This is a genomic window from Acinetobacter sp. ACNIH2, assembly GCF_002934965.1.
GTDB lineage: Bacteria > Pseudomonadota > Gammaproteobacteria > Pseudomonadales > Moraxellaceae > Acinetobacter > Acinetobacter tandoii.
The window spans coordinates 870,270-884,825 of record NZ_CP026412.1; the positions used below are offsets into that span (position 1 = coordinate 870,270).

The window sequence follows — 14,556 nt, forward strand, 5'->3', positions numbered from 1 at the left end:
CTAGCCTTGATACTGTGTGCTTAACCATGATTGGTATTCACCACTTTGCACGTGCTGTACCCATTCGGTATTGCTTAAGTACCATTCAACCGTTTTTCTTAGCCCCGTTTCAAAAGATTCTTCAGGTACCCAGCCCAGTTCGGCTTTTATTTTTGAGGCATCAATTGCATAACGGACATCATGACCAGGACGATCTTTTACATAGGTGATCAAATCCTGATAAAACTGAATTCCTTCAGGCTTATTCGGTGCCAATTCTTCTAACAATTGACAAATGGCGTGGACTACATCAAGGTTGGCTTTTTCGTTATGTCCACCAATATTATAAGTCTCTCCGACTACTCCCTGCGTCGCAACAACATACAATGCACGCGCATGGTCCTCTACGAACAACCAGTCACGAATTTGCTGACCATTTCCATAAACAGGTAATGCTTTACCTTGTAGTGCATTCAAAATCATTAATGGAATTAATTTTTCAGGGAAATGATATGGCCCATAATTATTCGAGCAATTCGTCACCACTACAGGCAATCCATAAGTACGATTCCATGCACGTACTAAATGGTCAGAACTTGCCTTACTGGCAGAATAAGGTGAACTTGGTGAGTATGACGTCGTTTCTGTAAATAAATCTGTGGTGCCTTCCAAATCTCCATAGACTTCATCTGTCGAAATGTGATGGAATCGAAATGTCGCTTTACCTTTTTCCGCTAGGCTACCCCAATAAGAACGACTTGCCTCTAATAACTGGTAGGTTCCAATAATATTGGTTTCAATAAAAGCAAAAGGACCAGAAATAGAACGGTCTACATGCGATTCTGCTGCTAAATGCATTACAACATCAGGCTGAAAATCTGAAAAGAGTTGGTCTAATGCAGCTCGGTCACAAATATCAGTTTGAGAAAAATGGTAGCGTGGATGATCAGCAACAGAAATTAAAGATTCTAAATTTCCCGCATAAGTTAATTTATCTACATTTAATACTTCATGTTCAGTATTTTGAATAATATGACGAACAACTGCCGACCCAATAAAACCAGCACCGCCAGTAATTAAGAATTTCATAATGAATTTTTTGACTCCACATTCTTAGTGGGAAATTTTATCATTGATTTAAACTTAAATTTACTGATTCATTTGCAAATATGCAGCAATATCGTAGTCATATTACAAAAGAAAACCAGTTTCCCCAAAAGTTAGTTTAATCTTTTTTCCAGTTCACTCGCCATCGCCTTGGAATGATTTTTAGGTTCAAGGAACTGTAGCGCTTGTTTAAACTGAAAGGAATTCGATAGATCATAACAAGTGATCCATTTTTGCTGTTCCAGAAATTGTAATTGTTGCTGAATCGCAGCATCATGCATTTTAGTCGCATCAGAAAACACGATTAATGGCTGACCTGACATAACAACTTCAGCCATCATCGAAGTTGAATCTGCACTCGATAAAACCCAATCTGCCGCCAAAATATAATCTTTAATATCACATTGTTGACCTTGTGCAACCCAAGTGATCTGATCAGTGGCCTGCAAAATATCATGTGCATAACACAACTCTGCCAAACTTTGTTCAAACTCAACTGATGTTCTTCGGGAAGTCGTCAACAAGAAACATGCCTCAGGATATTCACTACGGACTTTTTGAAGAACAGCCCCCCATTCCTCTACAGAACCAATACTAACAGTCTTGGTATCAGCACCAATCAACACTGTTATGACTTGAGCAGATGATGAAATACCTAATTTTGTTCTTGCCTGCATTTGAGTCGAAGACAAAGCACACATTTTATTTGGGGCAATCGGGTAATATAAATAATGTGCTAAATTCTCTTGTTCTGCTTGTATGGTAAACACAACATCAAAATAGTGAGCTTTAATGCCACGCAACGAACTAGCGACAATATTTTTTACAGCTTGTGTTTTAGATAGTTCCAGTTGAAGTAATGCATTGGCCAAAAGTGTATTTCCACCAGCGGATACAATATAGGCAACTTTTTTCTGCTTGATATTGACCAGTTGCTCACGGGACAAAAACGCAGTCAACCATGCTGTGTTCGGACTGAATTTCATCAACCATTTCAGTATTCGATAGTGCCATTTACTAGGCAATTCAAGTTTGAGCCATTCTACTTGATAAGTTTGCTGTTGATTTAAAAGCTGTACAATTCCCTGTGTCTGGGTTTCATGACCTGCTTTGCCATCGGTAAGTGCAAGAATAATCGGCTGTTGGCTCATATTAAATCCCATTTATGACACAAGCAAAGATTGATAAATTTGTAAGGTATGTTCAATCATTTTCTGAAAAGTAAGCTGTTCTTGCGCCATTGCATACGCTGATGCGAAATCCATAAAAGGGGCTTCGACTTGTAAATAATGCTGAAGCAAGGTATTTAAAGCATTACTGCTCCCTGCCTCACATAAGAATTCCGCTGGAACAAATTCTGCCATCATTCCAACATCAGTACCCAAGACAGGTCGATTCAATAATAGGCTTTCTGCCAAAGTATAAGGACCACCCTCACGCAATGAAGAAACAATTAATGCTTCATGTTCATTGATCAACGTATGAATGTCTGAACGATAGCCTAGCAAAGAAACCCGATTAGACAATTGATACTGCTGAATCAGTTGTTCAAGCTTGCTCCGTTCCTCACCTTCTCCAACAATTGAAAGTGAATGTGGAATATATTTCCAAGCCTCTAATAACAGATCAAAACCTTTCACCGAATTCAAACGCCCAATCGCAATAAACTTTCGGTTTTTCTGAAAAGGTGTTGGCGATACAGTAATTTTAGTTCCGTTATAAATAACTGTAGTTTTATTCGGTTGGTTTAAAGTCTCCGCAACTGAACGACTCACAGCAATCATGTGATCAAAGGCAAAATACGCCTCATTACTTTTCTTTTTGCCGTGAACAGTCACCACACTTGGAAAACTGAACTGTTTGAGCATACCTTGTAACAGCTTGGCAGTTTTAGAAGCATGCGCATGTAAAATATCAGGCTGAGTTGCTAGAATGACTTTTTTTAGTTGATATTTCGTCCATGGGTTATAGCGGCTGCCACTCATATCAAAGACAACAAAATTGACATTCTTAGACAATTGGCTTTGATATTTTTGATGTGCAATTAAAGAAACTTGATGAAACTCTGCGAGCCCTTCAGCAAGTTCTAATACATGCTTTTCTAAACCACCTTCTTCATCACTGGCCATCACAAGCGTAATGTTCATGTTTAGCCCTCACGCTTGCCTAATTTTAATCTTAACTTCACCGCAAAAAGTGAATCTTTCCCACTAATTTTAATACGTTGCAATTGCATAAAATCAGGTTGCTCGCCATCAATTCCTTCAACGGTTGTCACCGCATTGTGATAACCAGCCTGTTTGGCCAACGCCACATCACGTGCAGAATAAATCCCAAAAGGATAGGCAAAACTGGTCACTGGTTGTTGAATTAATTGTTCAAGTTGCTGTTTAGATTCTGTTAATTCCGCCAAACATTCTGCATCATCCAGTTTAGCGAGATTGGCATGGGTCATGGTATGTGAGCCAATTTCGACCCAACCACTGTGAGCCAAAAATTTCACTTGTTCATCATTAAGCTTTGGCTCACGTGCCAATTCGCCACTGTTATGATGTGCTTTTTTATACGTCGACCAGTCCCGATCATGACGATCAACCACCACATAAATGGTGGCTTTGGCTTGATATTTTTCTAAAATTGGATACGCATTTTCCAAGTTATCCAAATAACCATCATCAAAAGTAATCGCTACGGTTTTTTCAGGGTGTTGCCCCCAATTCTGTTGTAATTCTTGCATCGTAACAAAATGAAAACCTTGTGCACTCATCCATGCCACTTGCTGCTCAAATTGTTTAGGTGTAACTCTTAGCTTATTAAATTTTGCCCCATCTATATGCTCTCGTACCATGTGATACATCAGCACACGTGGTCGTTTCCAATCTACTGCGGGTTTCCACCACGCAAACTTGTAACTAAACAGTACCACCATCACGAACAGAACAAGAAATAAGTAAATCACAGGCAACTTCTGCTTATTGAGCTAAAAGATATGTTGCCACACGCTCTGCTTCTTTAAAAGCATTTGGTTCAGGCAACTGGGCTAACAAGAGCGATTCCGAGATAATTCCTTTCTCTAATAATCCATCTACCGATGTCGTAATACGGTCCTGTTTGGTCCGATCCATGGCAATCACGCCAACTCTACAACCTGCAGTCAGTGCCTCATAAATCATCGAAACACTGTCTTCCGTGACCCAGACAGCTTCTGCCTGTTGCATTTCTTCAAAAATCCAACCTTGTGGCGTCTGTTCTACAGGGAAAAAGTGCACATGAGGTAAAAAAGGATATGTATTCAAGCGTTCAACAAACTGCTCAGGCGTTCGACGCGAAGTTGTAATAATAATTTCATTCTCGGAATGTTGCTTCACAATGTGTTCTATCGATGCAAAGACTTTATCCTCATTCCATTGATGACGTTTAGATGAACCACCCAATGCAATTAAAATCCGCCCTGATTGATGGCGCTGTTCATTCACAATCGGATTCAGTGCCCCTTGGGTCACAATCACCCGATCAGATGCTGGAATGCCATCATGTTCTGGAATCACACTGTAATTAAACCAAGCGAATGGATAATTCGGTTTCATTAAAATCACAGTTTTGGCTTGAGGATAAATTTTTCCAAGCAAAAACACACGTAATTGGGTATGACTGCCCACACCAAAAATAAAATCAGGTGTAGTTTGGAGCTGTGGAATAGATCTACGAAAGAGTCCTACCAACAAAGGGAATATGGTCAAGTCATTGATCGAAATTTCTTCAAAGCTGACCGTTTCTGAGGATTGTCTTTGTATAGCTTTAAACAAGCCAAGTGCTTGTGAACGGTGTCCCGCCTTTCCATCACTAACATAGACAATATGCATAAACTTAAACCATGATAAAATTTCAATAAAAAAGGCGAAACCGAAGTCTCGCCTTTTGATCTTAACCGATCAACTTAGTTTACGTAAGTCAACCAGTGCGCATATTTGTCGTTACGACCTTGAACTGCATCAAAATAGGTTTTTTGAATTTCAGTTGTAATTGGACCACGTGCACCACAACCAATTTGACGGTCATCATATTCACGAATTGGCGTAACTTCAGCAGCAGTGCCTGTGAAGAAGGCTTCATCCGCAATATAGAATTCATCACGAGTAATACGACGTTCTACAACTTGGTAACCCAAGTCTTTGGCAATAGTCATCACAGTTTGACGTGTAATACCATCAAGCGCACCACCAGCGATATCTGGGGTATGTAACACACCATCTTTCACAAGGAATACATTTTCGCCAGAACCTTGGCAAACATAACCTTGAGGATCCATTAACATTGCTTCATCGTAACCAGAATGTGCAACTTCTTGGTGAGCAAGAATCGATAAAGTATAGTTACCCGAAGCTTTTGCTTTACACATCGTCACGTTTGGATGGTGATGCGTGAAAGAAGAAGTTTTTACGCGAATCCCTTTCGCCATAGCTTCTTCACCCAAATATGCACCCCAACCCCATGCTGCAACTGCTGCATGAATCGTGTTGTTCGTCGCTGCAATACCAAGTTTTTCAGAACCAATCCAGATTAACGGACGTAAATAGCAAGATGCTAATTTATTTTCACGAACCACATCAATTTGAGCTTGTTCTAGCGTCGCTTGATCAAATGGAACTTTCATTTGATAAATTTTTGCAGAATTAAGCAAACGCTTAGTGTGGTCTTGTAAACGGAAAATCGCTGTACCTTTTGGTGTCTCGTAAGCACGCACACCTTCAAAGACACCCATACTGTAGTGCAAAGTATGCGTTAAAACGTGAACTTTCGCTTCACGCCAATCAACCAATTGTCCATCTTGCCAAATAAAACCATCACGATCAGCCAAATTCATGGCACACACTCCAAATTTTTATATACTGTCATTTTTATCCAACATAGCCGTAGCAGTTGGATCTATTAATCTTTGCCATAACTTGCAAACGATCACGCGGGTATTGTGCCAATCCGCAGCATTGACTTGCATGGATTGATTCGCAAGCGCTAAACGGTGGCTCTCGGCTCGTTCACTGAGATAAGCTTGAATCAATGCTGTTGCATCGTTACTGGATAAGCAACCTGCTTTTGCAGCGTCTTCAAGGATTCGTACATTGTCGGAGTAGTGGGCGAGATCGGGATTCGACCCACTCCAGGCTAACACAGCATACTGTGCCATAAATTCAATATCAACGATACCACCTGCATCCTGTTTTAAATGAAAAATTCCATCTTTTTGCTGTTCTTTAGAAGAACCTAAATGGTCTTTCATTTTCTGACGCATTTTGAGCACTTCTTCACGTACATTTGCCTCTTCTCTAGGCAAGGTTAAGATTCGGCAACGCAGTTGCTCGAACTTTTCCCGCAGTGTTTCTTCGCCTGCAATCGAACGTGCACGAACCAATGCCTGATGCTCCCATAACCAAGCATTTTTAAGTTGATACTGCTCAAAGGCTTTTAGACTGGTAACCAAAACACCAGCCTCACCCGAAGGGCGTAAACGTGTATCAATTTCATAGACTCGACCATCGAGGGTTTGTGTCGTCATCAATGAGATAAACTTTTGGGCCACCCGCATGGCAAATTCAAAGCCACTAATGGATTTCGGGCCATCTGTATCTGCTTGTTCATCCATATAATGAATAAACACCAAATCTAAATCCGAACCATAGCCCAACTCAATGCCGCCCACCTTACCATAGCCCACAACGGCAAAAGCCATATGGTCAATGGCACAGCGCTGCCCTTCAATATCGAGTGGAAAGCCATGTCTTTTCGCAACCATTTGATATGCCATGTTCAAGGTTGCATTCACCGATACTTCCGCAATATCGGTTAAGGCATCAGAGACTTTCATGAGTGGACTTTCAGCTAGAACATCGCTGGCTGCTACCGCCAAAACATTAGATTTTTTAAAGAGACGTAACACCCGCATCAGGTCTTCGACTTCATCGAGTTCAATACGCAGCAATTGCTGACGTAATGAATCTTGTAAATCTTGACGGCGAGGCAATTCAAAATCCATCGATAAAAATTCATCTAGCAATACGGGATAATGCGTCAATTCTTCACAAATCCAGGGACTAACAGTCGCCATTTTGACTAAACGCTGTAGCGCACCCTTGCTCTCAATCAACATCACCAGATACACAGTACGGCGCATTACCGATTCGACCAAAGGCATTAAGCGTAATAAGGCGGTTTGTGGTTTATCTGACTCTAAAATCGCTTCAATCAAATGTGGCCAGAACATTTTCAAACGCTGAACCGCTTTTGCAGGCAACTTTTTCAAAGCATTACCATACCAAAATTCATGCACCAAATTTTTAGCATCATCATCCAATACGGCTTGTAAACGTTGTTCTAACTGACCAAAACTCTCGACCAATGGGTCAGGTTCTTTTTCTTTAATCAAATGCTCAAACTGATAAATGACTTTGGCACGCTTTTGATTGAGTACATCCAAAAATGCTTGCCAGTCAGCATAACCCAAAGTCTCTACCATACGTTGGCGTAACTCAGGCTCATGAGGTAAAGATTGTGTTTGTTGATCATTTAACGCTTGAATAGCATGTTCAACTCGACGTAAAAATAAATAGGCATCTTCCAATTCAACTACAACTTGTGGATCAAGTAATCCGACTTCACCCAAATGATGCAGACTCACCAGACATTGACGATCTTGCAACTCGAGTTTTGAACCGCCATAAATTAATTGGAATACCTGTACGATAAATTCGACTTCACGAATCCCGCCTGCACCTAGTTTAATGTCATCTTCAATATTACGACGCGCCACTTCTCGTTCGATCATGGCTTTCATTTCGCGCATGGCTTCAAATGCGGTGTAATCAACGTAGCGTCGGAACACAAATGGACGCGTCATGGCAAGCAGCTCATCCCCTTCCTTGCCCCCCGTCACAATACGCGCTTTAATCCAAGCATAACGCTCCCATTCACGACCATGCTGACTCAAATATTTTTCCAAAGCTACATGGCTAATTGCGAGCGCAGATCCATCTCCCCACGGACGTAGACGCATATCCACACGGAACACAAAACCATCGGCAGTCATGTGATCCAGTAAATAAATCAGCTTTTGCCCCCAAAGAATACAAAACTGCTGGACCTCAATACATTTACGCCCATTGGTTTCGCCTTGCTCATCGAAGGCAAAAATCAGATCGATGTCGCTCGATAGGTTTAACTCTTGTGCACCATGTTTTCCCATGGCAATCACGATCAAGTCTTGGACTTTACCGCTATAGCCTATTGGCTCGCCATGCTTGGCAATCAGAGGTTTACGTGCAAAATCTTTCGCTGCACAAACCATCGCATCCGCAAAATCGGATAGCTCGCGTGTTAAGGTCACAACATCGGTCAATTGGTTCGCATCTTGCCAAATCCAGCGAAACATCAAACGTGCCCGTAGAATTCGACTTAAGCGTAGCCATGTGGTTTCATCTTCTACGTTGTCTAATTCTTGGTGAACGTGTAAAAAAATTTGCGAGGTGGTGAGTGAAGTCTGAAACTGATCAACGCCATAATCTTGTTCTAATAAGCTCTTATGAATTGCCAAAACCTGTTCTGCATATTGGCTCGCACACAACGTTTTCTGCAATTGTTCAGCGTTCATCAAGCGTTTTTCTCCTGCTTTAGCACATGCTTCATTCAATTTATTTTTCGACGATCGAAATTCATGACATCTTAATTTTCATCTGCAGATAATCATTCCAGTTTTCACCCAGATTCAAGCATGAAGGACACTTTGAATCAGTTAAGTTCTGACCGAATACTCAGCATATTTCGAAATATGCTGAGCCGATATTGGGCATAAGTCTGAATTCGACTTCATTTCGAGTGTACTCAATCAAATGCTGGGATACTACCGAATGCATGTCATTTTGAACGATTTTTTTAGAACAATATGAATCATCTGGAAAAGATATGTGATTAAGACGAGATTTCTTGTTTCTTTTGGTTTTGACTCAGGGCTAAATAAGATTCCGCTTGCGGCAAAGTCACTTTAAATAAAGTCCCTTCCCCCTCTTTGGATTGTACTTGAATTTCGCCCTGATTAATTTCTACAAAACGTTTACACAGCACTAAACCAAGCCCCATGCCCTTTTCGCCATCAGTGCCTTTAAAACTAACCGTTAACCGTGGTTGAAATAGCTGTTCAATTTGTTGCGAAGTCATACCCAAACCTGTGTCTTGAATCGCAATCTCGACCCCTTTGCTTGTGACTTCAGCAGAAATTTTGACTACACCAGAACCATCCATATGAGTAAACTTTAACGCATTGGAAACTAAATTCTGAATCACCGAAGTGACCATATTAATATCAGCAAAAACTTTAATTTCTTCGGGTATAGCATCAATCAATTGAATCTTCTTTTTAATGGCTAAGCCATTCAACACATTAAAAACAATTTTTGAAGCTTGTTTTAACTGGAAATTAATCGGATGGAAGACAAAACGACCACCTTCTGCCATCGCCCAATTAAGCAAACTTTCCAATAAGCTATACGTAGATTGCGTCGTGTCATGTAAATAGTCGGCAATATTCTGAATACTATCTTCATCCAAACTGCCACGCTCTTGGGCTAACACTTCTGAAAATCCGAGCAAGCCATGAAATGGAGCACGTAAATCATGCGCAATAATTTGAAAAAACTTGGTTTTACTAAAATTTAATGCAGACTGCTGCTCATACATTTCTTTTAGTTCTGCATAATCGATTTTAAGTTCAATGTGCTTCATTAAACTAGCGAATAACTCTTGCACCATCTGAATCTGATCTTGCGAAAATGCTTGTGTTTGAGGACCAAATAAAGCCACATGACCAACCGAATCACCTTGGCTATTTTGTAAATTCAAAATAACTAAACGGGGTTGTGATACTAAGCCTAAAGTCGAAATCACTGTTAAAAATTTCGAATAATCAGGATGTCGCTCATCGATATACGCATGTCTAACCAAATTTGGAAACAATGAAGGGCTGGTATAAGCTTTTAAACCTGACTGCATTGACACCCACGCATAAGGCTCATTATTAAATTGTAAAACAGCATAATCTACTGCCAACAATTGACGTGCCAATCTGAGATAAGTCGCAATCTGATTCTGTGATGAGGTAATCCCCAACAGTAATGAAAGTCTACAAGCACTTAACTGCTCGGTTTCTGAGCCAATTTCTAAGAGTTGTATGTTCATAATTGCCTCGGAAAAATCAAACATTGCGAAGGTAGATTGTACAGATTGAGCTAAACCTTTAATTAAGAACCGATTTTTTAATTATGATACAAAAAATTAAAATATATTTACAAAAACAATATAATACTTAATCTCTGAGTTGACCAGTCATACGCGTATTAAACGCATAGATAAATTTCATCAAAACTAGATTTTTATCTCGTTTCTCTATACATTGTCCTATGTAAAACAAGTTTTATTCAGACTGACTTTCAATCCAATATCGTCACTCGACAGCATTTAGCATATACGACATTTTCAACAGCACCTGACCCATATTGTGATGACCTCTCTGCAAAGGCTACTTTCAAAACTCAATCTAGATTTGAGAAAGTTAATTCTTTTTCTTGCCATGTTTAGTGTATTTAGCCTATTCGTGATTTCATTGGCAGTCAGCTATTACATTCAGCGTCAACAACTAATTGAAAATTCATTATCAGTTAATTTTGATTATGCTTCAAAAATTGCGCAAGGAACGGATTTACAATTTAAAAGTCTAGTTAAGCAACTGGCATATAGTGCAGAAATTTTGGGGCATTCTTTTGATGACCCTGCCACTCTACAAAATGAAGTCAATCGTCTACGTTATCAATCAGATTTTTTTGATAGTGTCGTGGTGATTAATAAAGAAGGACGTTTTGTCAGCTATGCCCCTGAACAATTGGCATTTAATAAACAGCAAGTCAATAAAACCTATGGCATTCAACTGTCATTAGAAAAAAAAGCTCCTGTTATCACACATCCTTACTATTCCATTCGACATAATTTAATCGTCTTTATCTCCCAACCGATTTTTGACCAAAACCACCAATATCTCGGTTTTATTGGCGGAGCGTTGTATTTAAAGAAAAATAATTTAATCCGAGAGTTACTCAGTATCAAATATAATTATCAAAATAGTTATATGTATGTGCTTGATCAATACAATCGCATTATTTTTCATCCTGATGCTAAACGTATTGGTGAAACAGTCACGCACAACTCAGGGCTTGCTCAAATTCAAGCAACCAAGTATGGAAAAATTGAATTGATAAATAGTCAAGGGCGAGAAAATCTCGCGGGTTTTGCCTATGTGCCTTCCACCAAATGGATCATCATTTCTCAGCAGCCCACAGCAGTATTATTAGAACAAGCCACCAGTATTGTTTATAAAACTTTATTCGGTATGTCGATCTTTTATCTGGTTATTTTCTTTATCGTCTGGCGTATTGCTTATCTTATTTCCAACCCACTAGAACAACTGGCAAAAATGGCCAGTGTATTGAATACTCCAGATATCGATCAAAGAATCAAAAGCATTGAACCTTGGTATTTTGAAGTTTTAAAATTCCGCCTCTCTTTACTACTAAGTGCTCAAAACTTTAAAAAGAGGATTAATGAGCTAAATTACCACGTCAACACTGACCCACTGACAGGCTTTTATAACCGTCGAGGTATGGATGTATTTACCCAAGAATTGATTAATGCCAAAACCAAGTTTTGTGTGATTGCCATTGATATTGATCATTTCAAACAAGTCAATGATACCTATGGGCATGACAAGGGTGATGTGGTTTTACAAAAAGTGGCTGAACTGATTCAGGCCAACTTCCGTGATAATGATGTGTGCTGTCGTTTTGGTGGCGAGGAATTTATTGTTCTAACACCTAGTACTGATTTAAATATTGGTTATAAATTAGCAGAACGCCTAAGACTCAAACTAGAATCAACTTTAATTGAAGGCATTGGTCCTATCACTGTTTCGATTGGTCTTGCACATTGGCCCGACTCTTCCATACATATTAAAGCGGTAATGAAACTAGCCGATGAAAACCTCTATCAAGCCAAAGCTAATGGACGCAACCGTATCTGTATGTGACTAAAAGTACTTTAAAATTTAATCCTGCCCAAGGAACCATCTTGTACAATCAAAAATCCGACCAATACATCAACGTACTTTAGTTTAATAGTTAAAAACGTTCGAGTTGCTCAACTTCCATTGGCATAGCAAGTAAATAGCCTTGTAGCTGTTGGCAACCTAAACGCGATAGAATTTCAGCTTGTGAGGCACATTCCACCCCTTCAGCGGTCACCACCGAACCGAGTTTAATCGCAAGTTGAATAATACTTTCTAAAATCATTTCTTCTTTAGAATCAACTTCTAAATCGTAAATAAACTCACGATCAATTTTCAGCTCATCTACAGGAAGATTTTTTAAATACAGAAAACTTGAATGTCCTGTACCAAAATCATCAATTGCCAACTTAATGCCCATTTGGCGCAAACGCTCGAAACTCAAAATACTAGACTCAATGTGATGCATAGCCGTCGTTTCTGTAATTTCAATCATCAAATGGCTTGGATCAATTTGATATTTTTCAAATAACTGCTCAAGGTTGGTGAATAAATGCTTGTGCTCAAATTGCACGGCAGATAGGTTTACAGCAACAGGGAAAAATGGGGCGTTATTTTTTTCCCAAATTTGAATCTGACGGCAAGCTTGCTCAAGCACCCAATAGCCCAATTCAATAATGAGTCCCGTCTTTTCCGCGCCACGAATAAACATATTCGGGGTTAATAACCCCAAACTAGGATGCTGCCAACGAATTAATGCTTCCACGCCACAAATTTGATGATCGCGTGTAGTAAATTTAGGTTGGTAAAATAAGATAAATTGCTGCTCTTCTACAGCCTTATATAAATCATTGATTAATTTGGTTAAACTTTTAGTTTCTTGCTGATCTACTGTGTAGTTAAATACCGAATAGGTGTTGCGTCCCTGATATTTCGAGGAAAGCATTGCCGCATCGGCATTGATTAATAAATCTTGCAGATTATTGCCATGTTCAGGGAACATCGCGATACCAACACTTGCCGAGATATTAATTTCCTTCCCTGCAATCAAAAAGCTATTTTGAATTTGTTCAAGTGCAATATTTGCCATACGCTCGGCTTGTTCCAAACTTGCATCTTCAATCACCATCAAGAACTCATCACCACCAATACGAAGTAATTTTTGGTGTTCATTCAATTGGGCGTGAATACGGCTTGAAAGCTGTACCAACAATTGGTCGCCAACGTGATGACCAAAGACATCATTCACACCTTTAAAACGATCTAAATCAATAAAAAGAAAAGCAATTTTTTGGTCATTGTAACGGTGATTGGTAAATAGAAAATGTGCATATTCAGCTAAATACAACCGATTCGGCAGCTTAGTCAGATTATCTCTAACCGCTTGTTTCGCCAACTCTTGATTTGCAATATATAATTGTAAGTTGCGCTCTTCTAAGCGTTGCTCTAGCATCGCCACAAAAAATGCAGCAATAAAAATCAGGGAAGTCACCAATAATACGGTAAATAAAATGAGACTATAACCTGATTGATTTAAGTTGATTAGATCGGTCGGATGTTTCACAAACTTGGTTGCTGCCATACCACTAAAATGCATACCCACAATTGTGGTTGACAGCAATAATGCAATACCCAGTTTTAACCAGAATTTATATTTAATTGCCGCTTTATATCTAAAGGTTAACCAGAATGTTAAACCCGAACCACAAATTGCAAAAATAATCGAGAACACCACCAACATGACGTCGTATTGAATATGATAAGACGGTAATTCAAGTGCAAGCATCCCTGTATAGTGCATACCAGAGATTCCTAATCCCATCAACACCGCCCCCATAATGAGACGTGCAAATGACAAAGTTGGACGTGTAATTAACCAAATAGCAAATGTGGATGCAGTAAATGCGATTAAATATGAAGTTAGAGTTAGCCAAAAATCTATGCTAAATGATTCTGGAAAATGGCAAGCGAAAATAGCAATAAAATGCATACACCAAATGGCAACCCCAAGCACCAACCCACTGGTCACCAAAATTACCTTGTGAAGCTTCTGCTGCGGCCCATGAAATAACAATTGTTCGAGTGACACGACCATTAAACATGCCAACAAAGCAAATAAAATAGAACCTATAACTAGGCTTAAATCATAATGTATATGAACCATATAAAGCTTCCGTTTAGGTCATCTTTTTTTTATCAATACATTCAAAGTCGAGCTCTCAAGCGATAAAAAACGTAAAGTTTTTTCAAATTTTATAATCTTGTTTAGAATCTAATACTCTGTCGTTTTGGTCAAGTGTTTATTCTGTATTATTTTTAAAAAAAGCGTGCCACAATTAACCGTTATCCATTTATTTTTTATGCCTTTTTTATAC

10 protein-coding genes are annotated in these 14,556 nt (G+C 39.3%); 1 reads left to right on the plus strand and 9 read right to left on the minus strand.

What is annotated here, in order from left to right:
* The 8 genes from rfbB to C3F34_RS04085 all read right to left on the minus strand — a co-directional run bounded on the left by rfbB (position 1) and on the right by C3F34_RS04085 (position 10,308).
* On the minus strand, positions 1-1,068 hold the full coding sequence (rfbB, locus tag C3F34_RS04050; protein WP_044738708.1) for a dTDP-glucose 4,6-dehydratase: 1,068 nt from the start codon (positions 1,066-1,068) through the stop codon (positions 1-3).
* A 131-nt stretch (positions 1,069-1,199) separates the two neighbouring features.
* A complete protein-coding gene (locus C3F34_RS04055) occupies positions 1,200-2,237 on the minus strand; it encodes an ELM1/GtrOC1 family putative glycosyltransferase (protein ID WP_104441113.1) in 1,038 nt (345 codons plus the stop codon).
* A 12-nt stretch (positions 2,238-2,249) separates the two neighbouring features.
* Positions 2,250-3,233: a glycosyltransferase gene (locus C3F34_RS04060; RefSeq protein WP_044738706.1), complete on the minus strand. Its 984-nt coding sequence runs from the start codon at positions 3,231-3,233 to the stop codon at positions 2,250-2,252.
* 2 nt (positions 3,234-3,235) lie between these two features.
* The gene (locus C3F34_RS04065; protein ID WP_416333156.1) at positions 3,236-4,015 is read right to left on the minus strand and encodes a polysaccharide deacetylase family protein; all 780 of its coding nucleotides are present in this window, start codon (positions 4,013-4,015) and stop codon (positions 3,236-3,238) included.
* A 43-nt stretch (positions 4,016-4,058) separates the two neighbouring features.
* On the minus strand, positions 4,059-4,949 hold the full coding sequence (locus C3F34_RS04070) for a mitochondrial fission ELM1 family protein (protein ID WP_104441114.1): 891 nt from the start codon (positions 4,947-4,949) through the stop codon (positions 4,059-4,061).
* Positions 4,950-5,023: 74 nt separating this feature from the next.
* On the minus strand, positions 5,024-5,950 hold the full coding sequence (locus tag C3F34_RS04075; protein WP_016168208.1) for a branched-chain amino acid transaminase: 927 nt from the start codon (positions 5,948-5,950) through the stop codon (positions 5,024-5,026).
* Positions 5,951-5,968: 18 nt separating this feature from the next.
* Positions 5,969-8,728 carry a bifunctional [glutamate--ammonia ligase]-adenylyl-L-tyrosine phosphorylase/[glutamate--ammonia-ligase] adenylyltransferase gene (gene glnE / locus C3F34_RS04080; protein ID WP_044738703.1) on the minus strand — a complete coding sequence of 920 codons (2,760 nt, stop codon included), beginning with the start codon at positions 8,726-8,728 and terminating at the stop codon, positions 5,969-5,971.
* 317 nt (positions 8,729-9,045) lie between these two features.
* Positions 9,046-10,308 carry a sensor histidine kinase gene (locus C3F34_RS04085; RefSeq protein WP_104442289.1) on the minus strand — a complete coding sequence of 421 codons (1,263 nt, stop codon included), beginning with the start codon at positions 10,306-10,308 and terminating at the stop codon, positions 9,046-9,048.
* Between the two features lie 322 nt (positions 10,309-10,630).
* Here C3F34_RS04085 and C3F34_RS04090 point away from each other — a divergent pair, with 322 nt between their 5' ends.
* The gene (locus C3F34_RS04090) at positions 10,631-12,205 is read left to right on the plus strand and encodes a sensor domain-containing diguanylate cyclase (protein ID WP_104441115.1); all 1,575 of its coding nucleotides are present in this window, start codon (positions 10,631-10,633) and stop codon (positions 12,203-12,205) included.
* Positions 12,206-12,296: 91 nt separating this feature from the next.
* Here the strand turns inward: C3F34_RS04090 and C3F34_RS04095 are convergent, their stop codons facing one another.
* The gene (locus C3F34_RS04095; RefSeq protein ID WP_104441116.1) at positions 12,297-14,345 is read right to left on the minus strand and encodes an EAL domain-containing protein; all 2,049 of its coding nucleotides are present in this window, start codon (positions 14,343-14,345) and stop codon (positions 12,297-12,299) included.
* Positions 14,346-14,556: the final 211 nt, after the last annotated feature.